At 35.3% G+C, this 24,805-nt stretch carries 16 protein-coding genes; all 16 read right to left on the bottom strand.

Annotation, left to right across the window (positions count from 1 at the left end; all coding sequences use genetic code 11):
• Positions 1 to 72: 72 nt before the first annotated feature.
• The gene (locus IE051_RS17560; RefSeq protein ID WP_189362728.1) at positions 73 to 789 is read right to left on the bottom strand and encodes a FadR/GntR family transcriptional regulator; all 717 of its coding nucleotides are present in this window, start codon (positions 787 to 789) and stop codon (positions 73 to 75) included.
• A 156-nt stretch (positions 790 to 945) separates the two neighbouring features.
• On the bottom strand, positions 946 to 1,872 hold the full coding sequence (locus tag IE051_RS17555; RefSeq protein ID WP_189362727.1) for a polysaccharide lyase family 7 protein: 927 nt from the start codon (positions 1,870 to 1,872) through the stop codon (positions 946 to 948).
• Between the two features lie 38 nt (positions 1,873 to 1,910).
• Positions 1,911 to 3,392, bottom strand: coding sequence for a PKD domain-containing protein (locus IE051_RS18740; RefSeq protein ID WP_308427741.1), 1,482 nt, complete (start codon positions 3,390 to 3,392; stop codon positions 1,911 to 1,913).
• 27 nt (positions 3,393 to 3,419) lie between these two features.
• The gene (locus IE051_RS17545) at positions 3,420 to 4,601 is read right to left on the bottom strand and encodes a PKD domain-containing protein (protein WP_229796864.1); all 1,182 of its coding nucleotides are present in this window, start codon (positions 4,599 to 4,601) and stop codon (positions 3,420 to 3,422) included.
• Positions 4,602 to 4,614: 13 nt separating this feature from the next.
• Entirely contained in the window at positions 4,615 to 6,171 is a 1,557-nt protein-coding gene (locus tag IE051_RS17540; protein WP_189362726.1) for a RagB/SusD family nutrient uptake outer membrane protein, read from the bottom strand.
• Between the two features lie 6 nt (positions 6,172 to 6,177).
• Entirely contained in the window at positions 6,178 to 9,408 is a 3,231-nt protein-coding gene (locus IE051_RS17535; protein WP_189362725.1) for a SusC/RagA family TonB-linked outer membrane protein, read from the bottom strand.
• 435 nt (positions 9,409 to 9,843) lie between these two features.
• The gene (locus IE051_RS17530) at positions 9,844 to 10,218 is read right to left on the bottom strand and encodes a cupin domain-containing protein (protein ID WP_189362724.1); all 375 of its coding nucleotides are present in this window, start codon (positions 10,216 to 10,218) and stop codon (positions 9,844 to 9,846) included.
• 10 nt (positions 10,219 to 10,228) lie between these two features.
• On the bottom strand, positions 10,229 to 12,502 hold the full coding sequence (locus tag IE051_RS17525; protein ID WP_189362723.1) for an alginate lyase family protein: 2,274 nt from the start codon (positions 12,500 to 12,502) through the stop codon (positions 10,229 to 10,231).
• A 276-nt stretch (positions 12,503 to 12,778) separates the two neighbouring features.
• Complete coding sequence (locus IE051_RS17520; protein WP_189362722.1) at positions 12,779 to 13,834, bottom strand: T9SS type A sorting domain-containing protein; 1,056 nt, start codon at positions 13,832 to 13,834, stop codon at positions 12,779 to 12,781.
• A gap of 11 nt (positions 13,835 to 13,845) precedes the next feature.
• Positions 13,846 to 14,889 (bottom strand): polysaccharide lyase family 7 protein, encoded by a 1,044-nt coding sequence (locus IE051_RS17515; RefSeq protein ID WP_189362721.1) that lies wholly within the window; start codon positions 14,887 to 14,889, stop codon positions 13,846 to 13,848.
• 69 nt (positions 14,890 to 14,958) lie between these two features.
• On the bottom strand, positions 14,959 to 15,957 hold the full coding sequence (locus IE051_RS17510; protein WP_189362720.1) for a sugar kinase: 999 nt from the start codon (positions 15,955 to 15,957) through the stop codon (positions 14,959 to 14,961).
• A 5-nt stretch (positions 15,958 to 15,962) separates the two neighbouring features.
• Positions 15,963 to 18,269, bottom strand: coding sequence for a chondroitinase-B domain-containing protein (locus IE051_RS17505; protein ID WP_189362719.1), 2,307 nt, complete (start codon positions 18,267 to 18,269; stop codon positions 15,963 to 15,965).
• Between the two features lie 98 nt (positions 18,270 to 18,367).
• Entirely contained in the window at positions 18,368 to 19,288 is a 921-nt protein-coding gene (locus IE051_RS17500) for a T9SS type A sorting domain-containing protein (protein WP_189362718.1), read from the bottom strand.
• A gap of 530 nt (positions 19,289 to 19,818) precedes the next feature.
• Positions 19,819 to 21,195 carry a histidine--tRNA ligase gene (hisS, locus tag IE051_RS17495; protein WP_189362717.1) on the bottom strand — a complete coding sequence of 459 codons (1,377 nt, stop codon included), beginning with the start codon at positions 21,193 to 21,195 and terminating at the stop codon, positions 19,819 to 19,821.
• A gap of 15 nt (positions 21,196 to 21,210) precedes the next feature.
• On the bottom strand, positions 21,211 to 21,678 hold the full coding sequence (locus tag IE051_RS17490) for a DUF6495 family protein (RefSeq protein ID WP_189362716.1): 468 nt from the start codon (positions 21,676 to 21,678) through the stop codon (positions 21,211 to 21,213).
• A gap of 114 nt (positions 21,679 to 21,792) precedes the next feature.
• A partial coding sequence (locus IE051_RS17485; RefSeq protein ID WP_189362715.1) for a TonB-dependent receptor occupies positions 21,793 to 24,805 on the bottom strand: 3,013 nt, incomplete at its 5' end.

Genomic DNA, 24,805 nt, shown 5'->3' with positions numbered 1-24,805 from the left:
ATCTATTCAAACATATTTTAATACTAAAAATATAAATCATCCTGAGATTGCCTTACATATAACAGGTTTGCTCTATTTTAATACGTTATCCTCACTATAACAGTACTGATATAATACACTAAAGTGTTCTTTCATTTTACGTTTGGCCAACTTAGGGTCCCTTTGCTTTATAGCCTCATAAATTTGCAAGTGTTCATCCACTCTTAAATGATCTAAAGCTGAATTACAGACATGATATTCCTCAAAATCTATAATGATTTGTGGCGTTATAGTTAACATGAAACGATTCACCGTACTATTACCACTGGCTTTAGCAATGGCTAAATGAAATAACAAGTCTTCCTGAACAGCATCTTGCCCAGAAGATACTTTCTTTTCATAAGCATCTGATGCTTCTTTTATCAATATTAAATCCTCTTCAGTACGTCTTAAAGCAGCTAATCTTACGGTTTTTAATTCTAATAATATTCTAGTCTCAACTAGAGATTTAAATTCAGGAGATTCCAACCTTAAAATATCGTTAATCATGCCATTCATGGCGATGACCCCAATATTAGCAACAAAGGTTCCACTTTGTGGTATGGATTTTAATATACCATAAAATTCTAGTTTCTGAATGGCGTCTCTAACATTACTTCTGGTGACACCAAATTTCTCAGACAACATGCGCTCAGAAGGTAACTTATCACCTGGTTCTAGATTTTTAAAATTAATCAGTTCCTTAATTTTTTTTATAATAGAATTCTGCAATTCTTGATTATCACTTACTATTAAGGTTCCTAATTTCATAAACTTATCTATCGCTTTATTACTAAAAAAATTTAAAAATTTATACTTGTGCTTTACACATTTTAACTCTTAAGCTAAGTTTGGTTTGTTTATTCGTTTTTAATTCATACGGTCATAAAACAACACCTAAACACAACTTTCACATTGGCGTTATACCTAGTGACTCACCTCTAATTTATAATACCTTATTTTAGAGTAAGCCCCTTCATCTCTTGACTGAAAATAATTTCCCGCTTTAAAATAGTTTTCAAACACACCCCATTTCTTCATATGAATACTCTCATAAACCTTGTATTCATTTCCGTTCAAAATAATAACCATTTTACCATCTGACACTTGTACCTCTAGTGTAAACTTTCTAAACCCAACCTCTTGCGTGAAGTTAAAGCCCTCGTCATCGTCCCAAGCATCTTCGTGCAGCAGCTCTTCATAACTCGCACTTGGATTTTTTAACACCTTAGTTTTAACGCGCACTTTCCCTTTATCCCAATAAATCTTTAAAATGGGTGGTGCATTATTATCATCTTCACCTATAAGATCACGCTGTTCATTGGTTAACCGTCCATGAATTTGCATGATAATCGTTCTATGATATTTGCCTTCAGAATCTCTAGTCGTTTCATCCATTGCAAGCGTTCCCTTCAAGTTTCCACCTTGCTTAAAGGTCCAATTCACATTATTTTCTCCGGGAACCATTTGCTCTCGCAACTCAGATCTTGAATATTTAGTATTCCTAGTTGTTGAGCTTGTTGGCATAGCATGAAACACTATAGCTCCCCGAGTTGAATCGATATACATATAAGGTTTAGCTACGTCATTACTAGCAAAATCTAATATCTCTGGTGGACTAATTTCATAAGGCTTTCCCTTCTCATTAGTTACCGGTAATGTCACTTTCCAGTGGCTTAGATCAATATCAGGCAGCTTATATTTCTTCTTTTTTTTCTTCTTATTTTTCTTCTTTTTAGTCTCAACTTTGGCATCCGAATCCGTAACGCTGCTGTTCTGACCTTGAACAGTAGCGTTAACAGATAGAATGGCTATTAAAACTAGACTTAATATTTCTTTACGGAAGTATTCCATGTTTACTTTAATTACTAATTAACCCTGAGGTTATTATGTTAAAATCCAGGTGTAATTATATCAATATTATCAATAAATACCTCATTACTACTATCCACTGCCTTTAGTGCTCTCACATAAATAATAGCGATATTGGCTGTAGCCTCAAAGGTTACTTTAGTTGTAGTAAAGGTATCATTAGAGCTTGACGATTTTGAAGCATTAAAATCATTTGTAATGTCAAAATATGCATCCGCGTGATCAAGAATACCTTCTTCAGTAGTTATTGCCTTATTTAAAATAAATATTTCTGTATTTATACCTTCAACCTCTGAACGTGTATCAATAGTAAACGTATACTCCACTCCGGGCTCTACAGCAACTTGCTGATACAGACGACGACAACTGTTACTCAGTTTTACGCCTCTTCCACCACCAGCATTTGGTCCAAATTTATTACCATCACTTGTAGACCCTGGTTGCTCATTAGTACAATAGGTCGCATCGATATAAGCATTTAATTCTGGATTATTCCAAATAGCTCTATACGGGCTATCAATTTCTCCTAAGTTATCATCAATTACCGTACTGTTTGGCGTCATATCAAAGGCATCAGCGTTATCACCGGTAGTTTTTGTATGATCGTTACATGTACTATTTTGAACTATAACTTTAAATGTAGGCTCAACCCCACCAACTGGCACAGGCTTCGTCACACTTTTAGAAACTCCCGCATCATTTGTGGTCGTTAAAGTAACATTATAGGTACCTATAGCCGCATAGGTATGCGACGGACTAACTTCGGTAGACGTATTACCATCCCCAAAATCCCAACTATGTGATACTGCCAATATAGAAGCATCCGTAAAATTCGCTGTTAAACCATCTGTATCGAAGGTAAAATCAGGCACGGTAGACAAGATTAATCCTTCAATATTTTTAGAAACAGAAACAGGAACCCCTAAGTAATTAATGGCTGTTAAAGTGGCCACTACGGTTTCTGCTGTTTTGTATATATGTGTAGGGCTATAACTAGGATCCTCAACCGTATTCTCCTCGGCATTCCAGGCTAAAACTTCACCATCACCAAAATCCCAAACTAAGGAACTAATACCTGAACTTAAATTTTCAAAAGCCACTTCGGTATCAATAGACGTAAAGTTAAAATCTACAAGTATAGGTGATACTTCTGTTGAATCTTTGGCAGTTAAACCATCAGAACTTACGGTTTCCAGTTTTACTTTATACAAGCCTCCCGCAGCATACTTATAATTAGGGTTTGCTTCTGTTGATGTATTTCCATCTCCAAAATCCCATAAGTAAGACACAGCATCTGTAGAATAACTTCTAAACACAATTTCTAAATTATCATCAGCACTTGTACTGGTAGTAAATAATGTATTAGGTTGTATATTATTTATATTTCCGGTTGGCGGTACAAACGGTTCATAACCGTCATCATAGCATGCTACTAACCCTGAAAACAAGAATAACAGCGCGAAGGTACCTGGATGCAATTTTTTTATTAATTTATAAATCATAATATTAAAATTTAAAATTTCTTTTTATTATTTAACCACGATATCAAATGCGTCTAATCTACTTTCAACACCAGAATTAGTCAATAAAATGATAACTGTTTCTTCTTCTCCAGCTTCAAACGTTAATGCGTGCTTTTTGAAAACATTATCGACACGTCCTATGTTATCATCTGTTCTAGAGGCTATAATATTCTCCTCTAATTTGGCTTCCTCCTTACTATTTGCATTGATATTTATGATAGAAACTGTTAGGTCACCATAGCTATCCTCTTCAAACGCACTAAAATAAGACAACACATAAGTAGCTCCTGGAGTTACTTCAATTTCTTGATAACCCGTTCTACTTCCATCTGCAGGAAATTTAGCCGCCTGTCTACCATCAGGTAAATTAGGTGCATTCTCAGGATCATTATCTGTATTAATTTGGAATACAGATCCCCAACGACTGCTACTAGGTGCTCTCCAAGAATCTCTACCATCACCAGTACCATCAAACAAACTATTATCTTCAAAGCTAGGTTCTCCAATTTCAGGAATTGCTATGGTAGGTACTGCTTGATTCACTGTAATAATTTTTTCAACATCGTCAAACTTACCAAGGTTATCGGTTACTTTTAAGGCTACCGTATATTGTCCTGGCTCTGGAAAAGAAAAGATGAGTTCTTGATCTTCTAATGTGGCAGGTGGTAAATCAGCAATTTGCTGTTCTAAGTCTGCAACATTTTGCAAGGTTTCTTCCGTCAATGCAGCTTTCGCAGCTTCTAATTCAACTTCTAATTCTGCTATTTGCGCTTCTAAAACAGCCTTTTTTGCAGGATCAGTTTCACAAGGCAATTTAAATTCCAGTTTGGCAATTTGTTCTTCAATAGCCACTACAGAAGCCAACTCCACTTCAATAGCCTGCTCTAATGCTGGTAAATCTTTATTAATTAAAACAACACCATCAGCAGGCGTAATGGTCCAATCATAATAAATACCATTAACCCCTAAATTTGAGCCTGCTTGGAAATTAATATCATATTTAGCCCATAATTCCACATCATTACAATCAAACTCTGAAGTGCTTACGTCAGTAGTACTGTAAAACGGTGTCGGCCCAGTAAAATCAGGTAAATCACCAACTTCTGGTAAATCTCTATCAGTACAAGATGATAGAGAAATGACCATCCCTAAAACTATATATTTTATATTAAATAAATATTTTTTCATAATTATAAGATTTTTAATATCCATCATTTTGATCATAAAAATTAGGTAAATTGTCTATTTCTCTTTGCGGGAAAGGCAAGTATTTCTTTTCATTGGTATAAAACAAACTATTTTCTCTCGAAAACTCTGTTAACACCTTATCTGCTTCACCAAATCTTATTAAATCATATAAACGTTGATTTTCATACAAAAACTCAACTCTACGTTCATCTAATAATACTTGCTTCGTTAAATTAACAACATCCTCAAGTCCAGCTCTTGCTCTAACTTGATTGAAAGCAGCTATAGCTCTTGCGTCCGTTGTACTTTCACCACCAGCCAAAATAGCTTCTGCATATAACAATAATACATCTGCATATCTTAAAACTACCCAGTCATTATCACCAATTTCACCATCAGTTGGGAATCTAGTATTAAATACATCAATTGTAGGGTCTGAAAGATAAGCAGTATACTCATTAGGGTTTAATGAAGCATAAAAACGTACAGGCTGTAACTCTGGTGTCATAACGTCCAATAAATCTGTAGTCGCTATATTCACACCATTAGATGGTCCTTGTAAGGTCATGGCGAAACTATGAGATTCTGAATCTGTTTCTATTTGATCATCTAATCCACTATCACTTGTTACATAATTATCACTGCTTACTAAATCATAAGCCATAGAAAAAATAACTTCCTTGTTACGTTCTAAACCTGGTTCATTTGACCAAGATCCATCAGGAACGCCATCATCCCCTAATGAACCCGAAAAACTATTACCTAATACATGACCATAATCAAGTACTAAATTATAAAAATGTTCAGGGTCTGTTAGGCCATCCGTGCGCTCAGTATATATCAAGTCGAAACCAAAAGCGTCATGATTTTCAACCACAGATGCCAATAGTAACTCCGCTTCTTGATAATTAGGATTAGGTTGACTTAAATACGCTTTTGCCGCCATACATAATGCCGCACCTTGAGACGGGCGATATCTATTAAGTTCTCGACCATCTAAATAAGCCACAGAAGTTCTAAAATCATTAATGATCTTTTCATAAACTTCAGCTTCTGGTAATTGTGGGTAATCTAATGCATCATCTTTAGTAACATCTAACACTTTATCAATGTATGGCACATTTTGATAGGCTCTTACTAAGTTAAAATGACATAATGCTCTCATAAAATACGCTTCACCGACAGTATACTGTTGGTTCTCAGGAGCCAAAAACCTATTAACTATAATGGTATTAGCATGTTTAATGGTGTGCATATTATTAGAATAAAATGTCGCCACATCACCATTGTTTGGATCTACATTGTACGCTGCAATTGCTGGGAAATTTCCGTTTTCTGAATTTGCTCTAGAATTATCAGATCGTAATTCAATAAGTAAAAACTCATTGGCAGGTACTTTCTGATAAGCATCTAAAACCCCATTTGATAACAATTGAAATCCATTATCTGTTTTCAGTAAGTTTTCTACTGAAAGCGCAGTTGGGTTCTGAAGATCAAGTTCTTCTTCGCAACTTGTAAAGAAAGCGATAACAGAAAAACATACTAGAATATTTATATATATCTTTTTCATAACTAATTAAAATTGAAAGTTAATACCTGCTGAAATTGTTCTAACTACAGGTCCATCTCCTCTTTGATAACCTGCTGTTAACGCAGTATTCGCATTACTTGATGTTTGACCAGCAGCTTCTGGATTAAAGCCTTCATACCCTGCAGCGGTAAAATAAAGTAAATTCTCAGCTGCCACATAAAATCTTAATCTCTGAATATTAATTTTAGATGTAAAATCTTCTGGTAATGAGTAACCAATAGTTAAATTTCTTAAGGCAACAAACGAGGCATCTTGTATATGAGCATCGGTAAATCTTCGATGTACAGTTAAATCTCTATCAGGGAAATTAGATACTTCATTTACCGCAGACTCGCTAGCATAATATAACTGATCTAAATCTGCCACCCTTACTTGCCCGCCATGAGAACCTTGTAATTGGAATGAAGCATCAAAATCATATAATTTGAAATCAGAATTGAATCCCCAGTTAAAATCGGGATATGGATTACCTAACTCCGTTCTATCTTCTCCATCAATGATTCCATCATTATTTAAATCTTTTACATAAACATCAGCATAATCATTATTAAACCTGTTAAATGGATTCTCTACCCATTCTAGAGGAATTTCTTTCTCATAGACCCAACCGTAGAAGGAAGTTATAGGCTGCCCTACTCGTGCTATAAATTCGGTTGGTCTTGTGTCCTGATCAATTCTAGAAATAATTTGTTCATTTTTACCTAAACTTTTTACCTCATTTCTATTTAAAGAAAACTGACCTCCAGCGCGCCAACTAAATTTCTGACTCGTTATAAGCCTTGCACCTAATTCAATTTCTACACCTTGATTTTGAACTTCTCCAAGGTTTTGCAACCAATTATCTGCACCATAGGTACCAGGTATAGGCGCAAAAAGAATTAAGTCCTCACTCGTTCTTGTATAGTAATCTATAGAAAGGTTTATAAGACCACGACCGAAGGTAATATCTACACCAGGGTTAAATTCTACTAGCTTTTCCCAACCAAGATCTTGATTAGCCAAGGTAGTTCCTTTTACTCCTGGGGCTCCAAAATAACCTACTGTACTATATGTTTCCTGAAATCTATAAAGTGATTCGTAGATGTTGTTAGATATCTGATTTGAACCAGAGATACCATAACTGGCTCTTAGTTTTAGAAAGGATATAACATCACTCTCTGATAAGAAATCCTCATTTGACATAACCCAACCAACAGAAGCTGCTGGGAAAAAACCAAATCTACTGTTTGCCCCAAATCGCGTACTACCATCAGAACGTGCCGATAATTGTACTAAATATTTTTCTTTGAAATTATAATCAATTCTTCCAAAATAAGACACTAACTTCTCCGTTCCATTATCTGTATAGGTTGTCCCATTATCTGCTAGCGCAATATTATTTGTAAAATCATTAGTATACCCTACAGCCTCCGACTCCTGTCTGAAATAATCCCAGTGCGTATACTCAAATCCAAATACACTATTAAAACTATGGTCTCCAAAACTTCTGTTATACTTTAAAAGCGATTCAAAAGTATATTGATTAGTCTCATCTCTTCTCTCCAATCTAAAAGACTCCTGATCTCTATTTTCCTGACCATATAAATAATCAGCCTCATTGTTCTTATTCTCTCTATAAACGGCAGCCATACCTTGTCTAAAACTAAGCCCCTTGGCTAATTTAAAATCAATGTAAGCAGATGCATTTAAATTAATTTGCTTCTTTGTTCTAGAGCGTTCTAGATAGTGCACTAAAGGATGTACGTTTTTAGTAGTAGACAGTGTTAACCCTCCAGATGTATTTCCGCTAGCAATTGGAATGCCAGTAACTGGATCCCTTCTAATATTTCTGGGATTAGCAGGGTCTTGAGTAAAAGTATGATCAAAAGCTCTTGAGAACCCATAACTACCAACACCTAAGTTTTCAAACAATTTACCAGCATCAGTAGACACCCCAACATCTGTTGAAAAGGGTGTAACATAATTCATATGATCTTCGTTTAGATATAAAGGCACATGTCCATATTGTCTAATTGGATCCGTAAACCTTGTAGGCAATCTATTTTGATCATTATAATTTGCTCTTAAACTTGCACCAAACTTAATTTTCTCACTTTTCGATTTACTATCAACCTTTATCCTTGCATTATATTTCTTAAAATTGTCCTTTATAGCAATCCCTTCATCTTCAAGATACCCTAAAGAGGCTGTAAAGTTTGTTAAATCAGAACCTCCTCTTGCTGCAAATGAGTGACTTGTAATATTTCCACCAGGGAAAATTTGATCTTGTAAATTATTTTCACCACCTCCTAAAGACGCTATAAAATCCATAGCCTCAAGCTCTGCATAAGCAACATCATATCTTCCAGTAATTCGGTCATAATTTTGACTGTCCGGAGATATAGCATTCACTTGACCTTCTAAACCGTCCAATCTAGCACGTTCTTGAGCTATAGAGGTATTAAAGTTTTTATTATTAGAAGAATACTTGCGCCCGGTAAATGTATTATACGAAAATTGCGTTTTACCAGAAATACCTTTCTTTAGTGTAACTAAAATTACCCCATTCGCACCACGAGAACCGTATATGGCCACAGAAGAAGCATCTTTTAAAACACTCATTGACTCAATATTATTATTGTCAATTGAAGCTAAAATATCAGGATCTGTTCCCAAAACGACACCATCAACAACAATTAATGGTGCAGATGAACCTGTAATTGAACCAGGTCCCCTCATCGTTATTTTAGGATCACCACCTGCCTCTGAAGACACGACTTGAATTCTTAAACCAGCAACTTTTCCTTGAAGTGCGTCCTCCACACGCGATACTGGACGATTATCAAGTTCCTTACCAGCCACTTTTGTTAAAGCACTTGTAATATTTTTCTCTTTTTGATCACCATAACCAATAACTACAACTTCATCAAGGGTTTGCAAATCATCAACTAAAGCAATATTTGCTGATGCCTGACCAGAGTATATTAAAGTCTGTGTTACAAAACCAAGGTAGGAGAATTGAACAACATCATTTTCTTTTACTTTTATTTGGTACATCCCATCAAAATCTGTGGTAGTTCCGTTTGTTGTTCCCACGACAATAACATTGACTCCCGGAATAGGAATACCGTCGGCCGCGGCGGAAACAGTCCCTTCTAAAACTGTCCCATTTTGAGCAAATAATGCAACATTGAAGAACAATATTGTTATTAGCGTTAACTTAATTTTTAAATTCATAATTAGTTTTTTATGTTTTCAATTGTAAAGTTTAATTAGCACTTAAGCTTACTAAATAGTTTAATAAAATTGTAAGTATTCTAATTGACCATACAAAAACATAACCTCCTTATAAACTCCTATCATTTATAAGCCTGTATGTTTTTATAAAGTATTTGGTATTGGACGTTACTTCAATCCTGTAGGAAGCAACTAATAGAAAGTCAAAAAAAAGGATAGGCATGCACCTGTCCTCTTCTTCTATTTTCTCATAATAATATAGTGTGTTTTAAAGTATTATACATTTGGTTTAGTTTTTATTGGTTTCCCAAACTGGTAAACCAGTTTGGTTTTCCAAATATATATTAATTTTTTGTTAAAACCAATTAATTATGCACTTTAAAACTTGGACCTTTTAAAATCTTTACGAATTCGTTTTGGTACAGATTTTTCTAACTACTTCTTATCACTAAAATAGGATGGCCCTTCACCGGTTAAGAAATCTTCTCTCACTGGACTAAATGTATCAATCAACTCCCCTTCTTCTAAACAAACAGCACTATGCAATAAATTAGGTTCAATATACACACCATCTCCTGCCTCAACAATTTGCTTTACACCATCAATTTCAAACTCAAATTTACCTGCAACACAGTAAGTCGCTTGCGTATGAAAATGTTGATGCGGAGCACCTAATGCTCCTTTATCAAACTTAACTCTTACCATCATGATTTGGTTATCATAACCTAAAAACTTTCTAGATACACCGCCTCCTAGAACTTCCCATTCCATGTCTTTTGTAATGATGTACTTTTCACTTAATCTTTTCATAATTTCTAATTTATTTGTTATTAGTTAATATATAAGGACCTTTCCAGGTATACACGTTATTGTTAATTGTTAATTTATGTGTAGCTTCATTGTCATTATTTTCATTTGAAATAATAAAGACTTTTGATTTATTGTTATTTGTATCTACCTGAATAGCCGTGTATTCATTAGAATTGTAAATAACTTCAATTTGCTTAATATGACTGTAAGCATTTACAGCCAATTCTGAAACTGGGCTATAGGTACCATGAGATTCTATAGTTGACACATACAAAGCATCCTTTGTATTCTTTTTTCTCAAAATTAGAGTTTGCTCAGGACGCAGGTTAAAGTCCGGATCATTGGCTCCTATTCTTCCAAAAATCACTTCGTCCTTATTAACCGTGACTGCTGTGTAGGTGTAAAATTTATTATTTCGCAACCAATTTAGCTTAATATTCCCATCACTCACCGTAGCTGTAGCCTCTTTATATAAATGTTCGTAGCCATCAGATTTCCCTAATACCTCCGGTGCTGGTAATTTTTTATACTCAAAATCAGCCTGCATAATATGTCCTAAAAAATAAAAAGGTAAATCGTATTGATTCGACGTATCAGACGACACTCTCATAATATCCAATACATAAGGGTTATCATAATCTTCATCACGAATGGTTACCATAGTTCTATGAAGTTTGGTGCCAGGATAGGCATTCTCATCTTTAGCACTAGCCACTTGAACACTATCTTGAGCCACACTAAACACATATTTATTGGCATGATACTTACTACCAATATCATATTTTCCTTTAAATTGAGAGGCTTCATTTTGCACAATAGTATTGTGCGCAATACTCTGTCGGGCCCAAGTTTTATTCTCTTTTAAATAATTACCACCACCTTTTTGTTCTATATTCACAAAACGACCCATACCATAATCTTGCACTACCTCATTACCATCTTCAAACAAGGCAAATGATAATTTATCATAGTGACCATGACTTAAGCCGTGTGCTGTATATTTAAATACCAATTCTAAACCACCACTACGCAGAATGCCAACCGCGCCTTCATCACCATTAGCGCCGTCTGATAATTCAATCGATTTTTTAACAAACGGTTTTGCCTTGCCTGCTTCAATTCCAAGTGCGACAGATAAACCAGCATCATCTAAAGTTACTTCTTGTTGCATTTTTGCAATACTTAATAGTCCCGGGTCGTTTCCACCAAAATGATAGCCTATATCTACGGTTGCTATTAAAGATGAATTGAACACCGACATGCCTTTTTGTGAATCGTTTAGTAAAAAGAATTCTCCATCAATATCAGATAAGTTTAATAAGGCATTCACACTTTTTAAAAGAACCCCTTCTTTATACTCAAATACTTTAAGTTCTGGCTTTTTATTTTCAAGGGCCTGTGCGAATATTAAAAATGGATAAGAGGCATATCGCTGATAATAAGGCCCCTCTGTAAAATAACCGTCTGGAGAAAAAGGTTCGTTTACATTAGCAAAAAAGCCAATTTTTTGACCTTCTTTACGAATATACCCGCCATCATTATCCTTTTCACTAGGATCAAAATTAACATCTTTAACCCCATTAAGCGCACGATCTAAAAGGACATCATCATCCATGGCCAAGGCTATCATACCTACAGCTACATTACCCCATGTGGCATGATTGTGAACACGGTTAAAAAACTGCGGGCTGTCTTTAGAGATATGATCAGCAAATGGTCTAAATAAATCGTTTTCTAAAGTATTGCGTTCATCTTCTGATAAATAATTATAAATACAATCATAAGCCTGACTTGTATAAACCAGCCAATTAGAATCATTTAAACATTGCCAAAATAATTTACCTCGAGCATAGGATCTTGGTTTTGGATGAATAGGCCATTTTAGATATTCTTTGGCATATTCAAACAACATGTCCTTAACAAATTTGGCGTATTTTTCATCTTGAAGAATTTGATATAACACACCTGCTTTTTGCATTAACACATAATTCTTTTTATGCGTTTCATGCGTGTATCCTCCAGAATAGTCTTTTGGAAGCGGCACATCAAAACCATTTTGAATCTCAGCATCAACTTCCACTTTGGTTGCTGCTAATGTTTTATCAAAAATGGGGATACGTCCTAAATTAGCCCTAATTTCTTTGACACCTTGTTTTGTTAAAATTAAACTTGGGTGCCCTGAGTTATCCTGTTCTTGCGCCATATTAGCTTTTGACGCCTCTTTATTACAAGAAAACAAAAATAAACTAATTAATAAAATCAGTATTCTAGATTGAAATGCCATTAGTTGTCTTATAAGTTTAGTTATGAACTGGTTTTAAATTCTGCATCAATTCCACATGTCAACAGATTTTATATAATTTTCAAAGCCCTTTTTACCACAAAATGAACCCTACTGCAAAACCATACTCAACTGGTTTACCAGTTTGGTTTACCAAATATATGTTTAATTATTCAGTAAACAAAAAAACCAAGACTTTTTAACACTAAATCCACTTAGCTTGCCATATAATCAAAAGCCATCCACCAATTACGCTTAGCTATAAGTGCATTCAATATCTTAGGGCATAACCACTAATTTGGATTGATTTATGGTCTGTCCAGAAAGCCTAATGATATAGGTACCTTTGCTTAATGAAGATATATCGAGAATAGATTCACGTTCATTTATTTTTTTCATCCAAACTTGTTTCCCATCCAAGGTATAAATCCGAATTAAAACTGCGCCTTCTGGAACATCTTTTAGGGTTAAATTCCTTTTAGTTCCCTCTGATATAATATAAAATGTTCTTTTAGCTGATTCCCTTCCTACCGATAATGTTTCTACCTCTTCCACGCTAAAATTTGCAAACAAAACCTGTTCATCCCTGAGATCCTGTGGATTATTCAAGCTTCTATAAATGCCCCACTTTGGTCGAACAAATTCCGCATCTTGGCGCCAATGCACCAAATCATCATTTGAATATTCAAACAATACAGCACCATCACTAATCCGTTTTATTTCAATCGCATAGGCACCTGATGTTCCATATTCTATGACTTCAGAGACTTCTAGCCAAGTACCTATAAATGGATCTAGATCCGTTCTTTTTAATGTAATTTGTGAATCAATTTCGGCATAACGCAATTCTAAGCGATCTGGACTTCCCTTACGCGTGGTTAGCGTGTACATAGGCATACCATCAAAAGGACCTCCTACAGATTTTAATTGATGCAGGTGTGTAAAATTCGGTGAAGATTGAAACCCATCTGCTAATTTAAATTTCCATTTATAAATTACTTGTTCCCCTACAACTCCCAATAAATTATCTGGTGATCGAGAATACGATTTTATTTCGTTACGTTGTCTATCAAAATTACGACATCTATCATTATCGGGTGTAACATGCATATAGAAGCGAAATACATTAGTGTTCAATTCAGCATCAAATAATTCATCAATATGATCACCAAAATCGACATGTCCGCAATCTGGGACTTCAATGGGATTATACCCCGGAGCTAACACCGATGTAATCAGTTCATAGGTGTTCCCAGGTCCGTCTGCATCTAATCGTACTTGGCCATATATTTCAAGCGTTAAAAACAATATAATCACAGCGTTCAAATACTTCATCTCCTTCTGAATTATTTTAATTGAAAAGCTTTCAAATCCGGGCTTGTCCCAGCTTCCAAAGAAGCCGCTTTAAACCATACCTCGGCATAACTTCCGTGTTCATATTGCTTTTCTATATCGCCCTTATAAGTTTGCGATTTCGTAGATTTTCCGTTAGCTTGATTATAGGCGCCTTGCTTAAAAAATTGCATTTCACCGGCATAAGCAGTATCGCGCTCAATACCGTCCCTTTGCTTAGTCGCATAAATATCGAGTACTTGTTTTGGCGTGTTTTCTTTCGTTGCAAAATCGGATTGTATTAAGCTCTTTCTAAAGGTTTTGGTCTTATGGCCTGGACTAGAAAACGTTAAATACATAATACCTTCATATACATTAACCTCATAACGAAACGTTTCACCTAAAGCAATACCATCCTCTGGTTCATCTGGATATGCATTGGAATTGGAACCTAAAACCGCCCAATCCGTCCCCCAAACAGCTGTTGAAAAATCCCAACGACCGGCATTAGACCCTGCGGTATTTATTTCATAATTCCAAAACACAGAACCTTTTTTGTGACCAGGATACTTTTTATAAAATATTTTTAAAGGTTCATTCTCATGGCCTTCATCACTATGTATTTGCCCAACAACAACCGAGAACGATGATGGCACTCTAGCATCGCCCGTTGTTGAAACATGTTGCACCTTTAACGTTGCGGTTAGCTTGCCACCTACTTCGGGTGTCCAACGTTTTTTTTCTCCTAATTCGCTTCTTGTATTGCTAGATGTCTTTGAGGTGATTCCTGAATTTGGTGTTTTATAAACTACCCAATCCACATCATCTTCATGTGCTGTATAAAAAAAATTGTCTTTTTGAAAACTACTTAAACTATCCGAACGCGTGCCATCTCCCAACAGAATGGTCCATTTTTCCATAAAGTTAATAACCTCATTAGGATATAATTTAGCAACATCATCTGCATTCTTAGTTCTATTAACACAACTGGTAGTTAGCCCTAAAAGCGCAATGCCTAATATAGTAATCACTAATGAAGTTAAAAGTTTAGAATTCATAATGACATAATGATTTGGATTTTAAACATTATCCTGATAGCAACTATACTTAAGCGTATATATCCATTCCTACCGCTTAATTTCACCGGAATCACCTTCCATTAAACTAAGCACATTTTCAAGAGAAACGGTATTTACATCACCAGGAACCGTATGTTTTAATGCACATGCAGCAGAAGCAAAATCTAAAGCCTGCTTATCTTTATAATGCAATAAGCCATATATTAATCCTGCAGCAAAAGCATCTCCAGTACCCACACGATCTATAATATGAGTAATGTTAAGCATATCTGTTTTAATATACTTTTCACCATTCCATAATTTACCTTGGATTTGGTGATGAGAAGCACTCATGATTCTTCTTGTTTTTTTCACCACCTTTTTAATACCTGGAAAATTGCTAATTAATATTTTTGCCAAATCCTGAAAACCGTCTTCTGGACTACCAAAATCAAACATTTCTCGTATCCCTCTACTACTGGTTATTACAACATCCGTATTTTTCACCATATCCGGAATCACCTGTCGCATCGTTTTACCATATTTCCACATATTATTTCGTGAATTGACATCGCCTGAAACAGTTACACCCAGTCTATTCGCCGTTTTAATTGCATCTAGGCAGCACTGAGCCGCGCCTTCTGAAATTGCCGGTGTAATTCCTGTCCAATGAAACCAATCTGCATCTTTAAGTATTTCTTCCCAATTCACCATTTCAGGCTGTATTAAGGAGAACGCCGAGCCTTCGCGTTCATAAATCACCTCACTTGGTCTATGAACAGCCCCTTTCTCAAGGAAATACTTGCCCATCATATCATCGCCATACACAACATAATCTGTATTGAGCCAATGCCTGCGTAAAAATTGTGTGGCCGCTTTTCCAAGCGCATTGTCTGGAAAACGAGTCACATGAGTTGCCTCCATTCCCAAATAAGCACATGATATACCAACATTAGCTTCTCCACCTCCATAAACGAGTTCGAATGATGAAGCCTGAGAAAATTTTTCATATCCCGGAGGAGACAAACGCATCATTACCTCTCCAAAAGTGACAACTTTTTTATTCATAATTTCTAGTACATTAATTTTAATTTCAAATTTTGCTCTGTTTTTATTTGCCCAGAATTCGTAATACTATTCTCTGACGCATTGTTGTTTTTCGCACCCCATAAAATGGCTACAAAATCTACATTATTGTCTTTAAAGGTATTATTAGAAATAGTCACATTTACAATACCGCGATGATTTAATAGCATACGGCCTTTTTCATTCGCCCCGCAGTTAGTAAATATAGAATTCAACACCAAAAGATTCCCTCCAATTGTAGATTCATCATAACCACCTCTATAATAGTCTATAACATTACTTTTTACAGCATTAAAGCTACAGTTATTAACGGTTAAATATTCTGTGTTATAATCCCCTCTATCATTTGTTTCTTCTGATAATTCAAGTCCATTTTCACAATTTGAAATGCTGGTATTCGTAAAAGTAATTTCTTCTGCAAATGATTGCTTATACACCTTTAATGCATAATTAAAATGACTGATTTCTGAATCACTAACTTCTAAACCAAAATGATTAAACATATTTTCTTTCAAGCTAGCAAATGCGAATTGTGTATTTGTTCCCTTTAATTTAATGTTCTTAAGTTTAAGTTTACCATATGGATGTAAGGCAAAAGCAGGTGTATTTGCTGGACCATTATATACTATCTCCGTCTTTCCTTTAGATTGAATAACTATAGGTTTGCTTATAATTAAAGACTCTGAAACCGCAAAGACACCATCCTTTAATTCTATAATGTCGTTATTTTCTGCGGCCTTTAATTTTGAAACCAACTCTGCCTCATTGGTCACACTATGTGTTGTTGGTTCTTTAACTTCAACCACATTAGAATACCAATTTGCACCATATTTAGTTTTATCTAGGAGGTCTAAATCGATGGTCTCTGAGTTTAAAAATGCACCTATTTGATTCGACTTACTTCTTGGATTTCCTAAAATATCTTTTGTAATGGTTTCAAAATCAAACCCACTATAAATTTCAACATCTTCGAAACCCAATAAAGGCACACTAAGATCTTCACCAATACTAGTTAAGCTTAGGGTTTTTGAATCCAACCCATCACGCTTTGCAAATAAAACATCATTATTATCGATTATATTACTTGCAAAAGTAACACCATCAGCTTTATCGTGTTCAATAATAGGATTGGGATCACCAACCTCATTATATATAACATTATTAACTACTTCGGTTCTTAAGGGTCTTGCGGAACGTATTTCTGATTTAGGTAATACATCTGCTTGATCAATATTTGTACCTACACCAAATTGCCATGGCGCATTAGAATTTACATAGGTGTTATACGCCACTACAACATCAGTCACTTGATTATATCTGTTTAAAGGTGACTTAGGAATACCATTCATTATGGCCAATGGACTTCTAAAATTTTTCCCCTTTAAATTATAAAAGAGATTATTGGTAATCCAGTGCCCCGTGTTAACGATTCTAATCCCTCCAAAATTTTCATTTTCACCATCTCCAATAAAGTAGTTACCGTCAATCAAACAATAATTACCATGACGCGTTACAACCGAGCCTTCACTCTTGTAAAACACGTTGTTCTTAATAATATTAAAATTTGTTTTACTTGAAATAATTTCTACCTCGCCATTACAAGCTTCAAATAAGTTGTTTGCAATTGTAGTATTACTTGGAGACATGGATGTAAAACTACTTCCTAACTGAATGGTTTCTCCTCGTGCACCACCTTTTCTAGGTCTTGGTCCAAAGTGATTGTTAATAATCTGATGGTAATTCCTAATGCTTTGATTTCCCTTAAGGTCAACACGTACGGTTGGTCCGCCATTGGTCTTTCCGGCAAGATAACAATGACTTAATGTATTGTTCTTTCCATAAAATTGAACCCAAAGATTATCGTCATCGCGATTCAGGTTATTAAAATCTAAAATAACACAATTGGAAACTGAACAATGATTTGCCACTTCTTTCTCACTCGTTCTAAAAGCTATAACATTGCTTTTAGGGGAATGCCCATTTCTAAAGAATAAACCTTCTACTTCTAAATATTCACCGCTAAGTTCAAGACTTGAAACACCTTCTATAAAAACGCCACCTTCAGTTTCTGCTTTTAACACAATTGGCCAATCTTCGGTTCCCTTGGCGCTAAATTTAATTTCAACATCCCTCCACACCCCATTAGCTAAAACAATTTCATCACCAGGTTGCGCATTTGCAATGGATTCGGAAAGTTCATTGGCATTAGCAACCTTAATTGCTTTACTAATTGGTGCTTTTTCACATCCAAAACTTAAAAACAATACACTTAAAAAAAACACAACTTTTTTCATGACATTCTATTTTGTTCCTGAATAATTAATTCATAGTTTATATAAAAAGAAAAAGCCTTTTACGAATAAAAGACTTTTTCAAAATAAAACTAAATCAACTATTCTTTAATTATCTTTTTCGTTACTGCGCCTTGATCTGAGTTTATTTTCAAGAAATAAACACCTTTTGCCAGTTCAGAAATATTTAAACGGTCGTTTTCCAACTCTAATCCCGCTAAAACTTGTTTTCCTAACACACTATATACAGATATAGATGTGATATCAATGTTGTTTGATGCAATGGTAATAATATCATTTGCAGGGTTAGGATATATTTTGAATTTTGAAGCCAAAACGTCTTCTGTTGATAAAGAAGACTCATTGGTTAAAACCATAAAATCAAGTCTTACTGATTCATCTCCATTTATAAAATCATATCCTTTTGGACTTCCTCCAACTCCAGGATCTGCTCCTCCAATTCCACGTGCAAAAAGAACTATACTTGTTTCATCTCCAGTATTGAACGTAAAGTCACCAGGATAATACTCGTCATCAGCAGTTCCTGTTACAGCTATCGCGGAAATATTGTTTGCAGCTTCTGTTATTTGAGCTAACGAAGTATAACCATACCCTTTAGAAGGCGCATCTGCAGTTCCTTTATATTCAGGCGTATACCCATCAACATAGGCAGATCCTTTCAAAACACGCATCTCTAATATACTTGTAGTAGAAGTCTCTCCTTCAATCTGATAGCTATAAGTTACTTTATATTCAGTATTGGGTAAAACGGCAATTTCCTGATAAATAATATCATCGTTATTCTTATCGAATTTCACAGCATCATTTGACCCTGTTCCATCAATATCTGTAGAGGTTCCACCTTGATCACCTATATCTGTATTTCTCCAACCAGAACAAGCACAATCACTACCTGAGCTTTTTGGTATTCTATTAAATTGATCATTTAGAACAGTTGGCTGAACTTGAGCATATCCTAAAGCAGATACACATAGTAATAATAAAAGTAATTTTGTTTTCATAATGTAATAGTTTATTAAATGTATTAGTTAATATTTAACTGGTAAAAAAATGTTTTTTGGAAAACCAAATTGGTTTACCAGTTTGGTTTTCCAAATATAGCGTATTATTTCGATAATACAAATGTTTTTTTTTAAAAAAAATTGAAAAACACCTATGGCGTTCTGAAATAATAACCCCAATATATTGCGCACGATTCTGTAGCTCTCGCTTTAAAAGGAATTCGATTAAAACGTAAAGTAAAGTTCTGGATTTTTTAAGGTTCAATTTTTAAAAAGTGAAAAATCATAAAAACATGATTTTACAAAATAAAAAAACGCACTATGGATAGATCATATTTAACTACTATAAAGCCTAGAAACTATAATTTAGAGCATTTTTATCTCTAAATATTTAAACAATTGTCATATGCCAAAACACAAAAAAAATGCCGTTACAGCTCGGTATACCCGATTTAACGACATTAAACATATTTAATTGTTGAGTATACTTGGTACTCAAATTTTATAACCTTATGAACTTAAAACAGTTTTTAAGATGTTTTTACGGCAGAACACAAGGCTTCCAAAGACAGCTTATCCTGCTCTCCAGTCCTCATATTTTTTAGTGTATAGGTATTGGTCTCTATTTCTTGATCACCCACTAAAACAACAAATGGAATGGAACGCTTATTGGCATGATTCATTTGCTTTTTCATTTTGGAGGCATCTGGGTATAATTCAGCATGAATACCTTGAGCACGTAAAACTTTAATAGCTTTTAAACTAAACAACGCTTCTTTGTCACCAAAGTTTATAAAAAGGACATCAATATGCTTCTTTACGGTTTCAGGAAATAAGTTGAGTTCTTCTAAAACCAAATAAATGCGGTCTAAACCAAAACTAATACCTACCCCACTAACATCTTTCATTCCGAAGATACCGGTTAGGTCATCATAACGTCCCCCACCGCCTATGGAACCCATTTTAACAGTTTCTGGAGCTGATACTTCAAAAATGGCCCCCGTGTAATAATTTAAACCTCTTGCCAACGTCACATCTAGCTGGAGATTTGCAGTAGACAGACCTAATTCTGAAATGGCAGCATTAATAAAGGTTAACTCCTCAATTCCTTTTTGCCCTTCTACTGACGATGATAAAATTCCCTTTAAACCTTCAATTTGAGACTTAAAGTCACCCGATAAGGTAAATAAAGGCTGCAGCTTAGTAATTCCTTCCTCAGAAATACCTTTAGACAGCATTTCTTCTTTGACTTTCTCCTCACCTATTTTATCAAGCTTATCCAACGCAACTGTAAAATCAATGAGTTTATCAGAGGCACCAATAACTTCAGCAATGCCCGAAAGAATTTTTCTATTATTAATTTTTATGGTTACACCATCTAATTTTAAAGCTGAAAAAACAGCATCGTATAATTGAATAAATTCTACTTCCTGCCATAATGATTTGCTTCCAACCACATCGGCATCACATTGATAAAACTCTCTAAAACGTCCTTTTTGAGGTCTATCGGCCCTCCAAACAGGTTGTATTTGATAACGCTTAAACGGGAATTCAATTTCATTTTGATGTTGTACCACATAGCGAGCAAACGGAACCGTTAAATCATATCTTAAGGCTTTTTCTGAAATAGACGGCGTCAAGGCAACAGAGTCCTTATTATTATAGGCTTCGGGATTTGATTTTGAAAGAAAATCTCCAGAATTTAAAATCTTAAAAATTAAACGGTCGCCCTCATCACCATACTTCCCCATTAAAGTAGCTGAGTTTTCAAAACTTGGTGTTTCAATAGACTGAAATCCAAACGTTTCAAAAGCACCACGAATGGTATTAAAAATATAGTTTCGCTTCGCAACTTGATCTGGATTAAAATCTCGCGTTCCTTTTGGGATACTTGGTTTTTGAGCCATTTATTACTTCTTAATCTAGTTAATTAAATTATTAAAATATTGATACAAATCGCCTTTGGTAATAACTGCGCCCTGTTCAATCATTTTAAACTTATCTAGGTTTTTATCATCAGAATAGTCCTTGTCTGCCTGTAAAAATTCAACATTGTCATCCATTAGATTATCACGAAGCCAAGCATAGCCTTCAGGAGTTGTAATATCCTTATCATTTTTTAAGTTAATGACTATAGCATGCATTTTATCATCACCTAACTGAAAGAGATACATGTGTTGCGCAGAAATATGTTCCAGGTATTCAGCCTTATTTAACACACCTTCCCAAATTAAATCACTAAACACATCAAGCTCGGTTTCTGCCAATTCAGGCTTATTAACTTTCAGATTGGCCCACTCCTCTGCATTCACAGATTGTGTGGCTAGAAAGTTTATAAATTCTTGGTGTAATTCTTCAAACTGTTCTTTTGTAAGTCTTGAATATTTCATGTTATCTGCTTAATCTTTCTTATTGAAAGAAATTAGATTCTTTTAATTGGTTTTAGCATAACAAAATGCGCCCCTAAATAGGAGCGCAAATTTAAGAATATATATGATATTTTGTTAGAAAATATAACGTAAACCAATTTGAGCCTGCCATCTGGAAGCCAAACTAGAATCATAGCCAAAAGTTGTGGTTTGATTTTGATTGAATGAGTATGTTGGTACGCCAGCATCATCCACAGTAACACCTATAGGCTGTACATTGTTTGGCTGCTGAATAACCCCCCAATCTGAGTTTAACAAATTACCCAAGTTCAAAACATCTAAACTAAATTGAATGGTATTGGTTTTGGTTTCAGACACTTTCAACCTAAAATCTTGTAAAACCTTAAGATCCCATCTACTTCTCCAAGGTGCTATAGCGCCGTAGCGCTCTGCATATTGTCCTCTTCTACCTTTAAGATAGTCATCTTGATTAATATAAGCGTCTAGCGCAGCGGCATCACCGGCGTTACTAAATTGCATTTGACCAATCTCACCTGATGTTGGAATATAAATTAAATCATTAAGACCAGAACCATCACCATTTATGTCACCTCCGTATGTATAATTAAAGCGTCCGCCTTTAGCATATTCAAAAAAGGTAGAAATGGTAGTTGACCATTTATCATTTCCGTAGTCCCATTTTTTACTAGCTACACCAATTACTCTATGATTATCGCCATACTTGGAATAAGCAAGCACGTCATCATTCACATTCCCTAAAGCAGGGTTAAAAGCAAACGCATCGCCTGTGATTTCAGCTTCTATAGAATTAACATCTTTAGAATTTAAGTAACTATAAGCTAACATGGTATAAAATCCATTCTTGAATGTTTTCTGTCCTTTTAAAGAAGCATTCCAAATACGCCCCTTATCTGAATTCGTAAAAACATAGGCGTTGTTTATAATATCTGATTCCAAATAAACAGGTCTATTATCAACACCTTGCAACGTTCCTGAAGGCGGCAATAAGCCCCAGTTTTGCACATGAGCACCATTGATGTCTTTTGTGTAAGCTACATCACCCGTTAAAATTAGTCCATTTTCAAATTTATAGTCAGAACCTATATTAGTTCGCCATACTTGAGGGAATTTATAATCAGGATCTACGGCCTGATAGAAAAACACTTCTGGGTTAGCAACTTGATTTCCTAACCATACAAATGGGAATCGCCCGGTAAACACACCTGTTCCACCGCGAAATTGGAAAGTCTTGTCTCCTTTAACATCATAATTAAAACCAACTCTTGGGGATACTAACCAATCATTACTTGGCATTTGTGTGTTATCAAGAAAAACGGTTTCCCCTGTGTTTGGATTTACATATGGGATATCTGGCACATAACAACATGCTCTATCTATAACTTCTTGTGCTTTTTGAGCCGTATCAAAAAACAAAGGTTTATCAAAACGTAATCCAGCTGTTAACTTAAACTTTTCAGAAACGTTCCATTCATCTTGAAAATAAAAGGCAAGCTGTCCCACATTAGTTTCAGCAAGGGCCCAAGAGTCATTTGCATTATTCGTGTTGAACGTGTTTTCTGCTGCGGTAATGGCATCGGCGATTAAGCCATTCCCAATAGCCGTCTGGAAGTCTGCAAGTGAGGCGAAAGCACCAAAAGCACCAACATAGCCACGATCATCACCAAAACCATAAGCCCCTAAATTAAAGGAATTATCAAACTCAAATTTTTCAAAAGACATACCCACAGTAAATGTATGGTCGCCTTTAAAAAAGTTTAGATTGTCTGTAAACTGAAAAACCTTTTGATCGAGTTTATTATGAATAGAAAAAGGTTCATGACCGGCTATTATATAATTTGATCCGCCTTCTTGAATAGTTATGGCCGGAGCTGGCGTAGACAATGGATTTCTAAAATCATCAAAATGCGTATATCCAACTTGCAATTTATTGGTAGATTCTTCGGAAATGGTTGAATTTAATTCTAATTGCACCGATTGAATATTATTATTGATTTCATAACCTGAGTTTTGAAACTGTAATGTTGTGGCATTTGGCCCTCTAAACCCTAAGGCTGTTGGATGCGCAGGTTTTTCTTTTGATGCATTTAAGAAATTATAAATAATAGCTAAACGATTATTATCATTTATGTTCCAGTCTAACTTCATAATACCCTTGGTAGAGTTTGATGCATAGGTAAAGCCTTCATAAGCTCCGGTATTATATCCTAGCGTACCTAGGGCACTTTGTACGGCCATTAAATCGGTTTCCGTTACTCGAGATTCATTAATAGCTCCAGAACCCGTGTTTGGCACCCAGCCATTGGTACCTAAATCATCACGCTCATCTTTTTCAAAATTCACAAAAAAGAATAATTTATTCTTTACTAAAGGACCACCAACACTAACACCGTATTGCGATTGATTTAAGTCGGGGCGCGTTACATCTTCCCCTTTAATTTTCTTTCCGGTCATACTTTCATTTCTATAAAAACCATAAACCGTTCCATGAAAATCATTTGATCCACTTTTTGTCACTGCATTTACTGAAGCTCCGGTAAATCCAGATTGCGTTACATCATAAGGCGCTATAGAGACCTGAATTTGATCAATAGCATCAATTGAAATGGGTTGTGAAGAGGTTTGTCCTCCAGGCGTGGCGGCATCCAAACCAAAAGGGTTATTAAAAATAGCCCCATCCAGTGAAAAGTTATTGAATTGATCATTTCGTCCACCAAATGAATTTCCGCTCGCCGTTGGTTCTAACCTTGTAAAATCAGACGCTGATCTTGAAATCGTAGGTAAACGCTTGAGCTCACGTCTTCCAACACTGGTTTCCGCTCCTGTCCTATCACTACTAAAGGTGCCAGTTCCACCAGTACCTTGTATGACTACAGTTTCTAGCTGTTCGCTATCTTCTGCCATAATAACATCAATGTTTTGGGTGTTACCAAGGCTTAAAAAAACATCATTTAAGGTTTGATCCTTATACCCTACAAAACTAATAGTAATAGTATATGGTCCACCTACCCTTAAGTTTAACAAATTAAAACGGCCGTCAAAATTTGAAGCCGCACCATACTTTGTGCCTGTAGGCGTATGAATAGCAAGCACATTAGCACCAGGCAAC

Source organism: Algibacter mikhailovii (genome assembly GCF_014651495.1).
Classification (GTDB): Bacteria; Bacteroidota; Bacteroidia; order Flavobacteriales; family Flavobacteriaceae; genus Algibacter_E; species Algibacter_E mikhailovii.
The sequence above is the reverse complement of the archived record's forward strand: the minus strand, read 5'-3'. Positions and strand labels throughout refer to the sequence as shown.

Excerpts from the sequence above, each read along its gene's own strand:
- IE051_RS17560 (WP_189362728.1), bottom strand. The coding sequence starts at position 789 with ATGAAATTAGGAACCTTAATAGTAAGTGATAATCAAGAATTGCAGAAT.
- IE051_RS17555 (WP_189362727.1), bottom strand. The coding sequence starts at position 1,872 with ATGGAATACTTCCGTAAAGAAATATTAAGTCTAGTTTTAATAGCCATT.
- IE051_RS18740 (WP_308427741.1), bottom strand. The coding sequence starts at position 3,392 with ATGATTTATAAATTAATAAAAAAATTGCATCCAGGTACCTTCGCGCTG.
- IE051_RS17545 (WP_229796864.1), bottom strand. The coding sequence starts at position 4,601 with ATGAAAAAATATTTATTTAATATAAAATATATAGTTTTAGGGATGGTC.
- IE051_RS17540 (WP_189362726.1), bottom strand. The coding sequence starts at position 6,171 with ATGAAAAAGATATATATAAATATTCTAGTATGTTTTTCTGTTATCGCT.
- IE051_RS17535 (WP_189362725.1), bottom strand. The coding sequence starts at position 9,408 with ATGAATTTAAAAATTAAGTTAACGCTAATAACAATATTGTTCTTCAAT.
- IE051_RS17530 (WP_189362724.1), bottom strand. The coding sequence starts at position 10,218 with ATGAAAAGATTAAGTGAAAAGTACATCATTACAAAAGACATGGAATGG.
- IE051_RS17525 (WP_189362723.1), bottom strand. The coding sequence starts at position 12,502 with ATGGCATTTCAATCTAGAATACTGATTTTATTAATTAGTTTATTTTTG.
- IE051_RS17520 (WP_189362722.1), bottom strand. The coding sequence starts at position 13,834 with ATGAAGTATTTGAACGCTGTGATTATATTGTTTTTAACGCTTGAAATA.
- IE051_RS17515 (WP_189362721.1), bottom strand. The coding sequence starts at position 14,889 with ATGAATTCTAAACTTTTAACTTCATTAGTGATTACTATATTAGGCATT.
- IE051_RS17510 (WP_189362720.1), bottom strand. The coding sequence starts at position 15,957 with ATGAATAAAAAAGTTGTCACTTTTGGAGAGGTAATGATGCGTTTGTCT.
- IE051_RS17505 (WP_189362719.1), bottom strand. The coding sequence starts at position 18,269 with ATGAAAAAAGTTGTGTTTTTTTTAAGTGTATTGTTTTTAAGTTTTGGA.
- IE051_RS17500 (WP_189362718.1), bottom strand. The coding sequence starts at position 19,288 with ATGAAAACAAAATTACTTTTATTATTACTATGTGTATCTGCTTTAGGA.
- hisS (WP_189362717.1), bottom strand. The coding sequence starts at position 21,195 with ATGGCTCAAAAACCAAGTATCCCAAAAGGAACGCGAGATTTTAATCCA.
- IE051_RS17490 (WP_189362716.1), bottom strand. The coding sequence starts at position 21,678 with ATGAAATATTCAAGACTTACAAAAGAACAGTTTGAAGAATTACACCAA.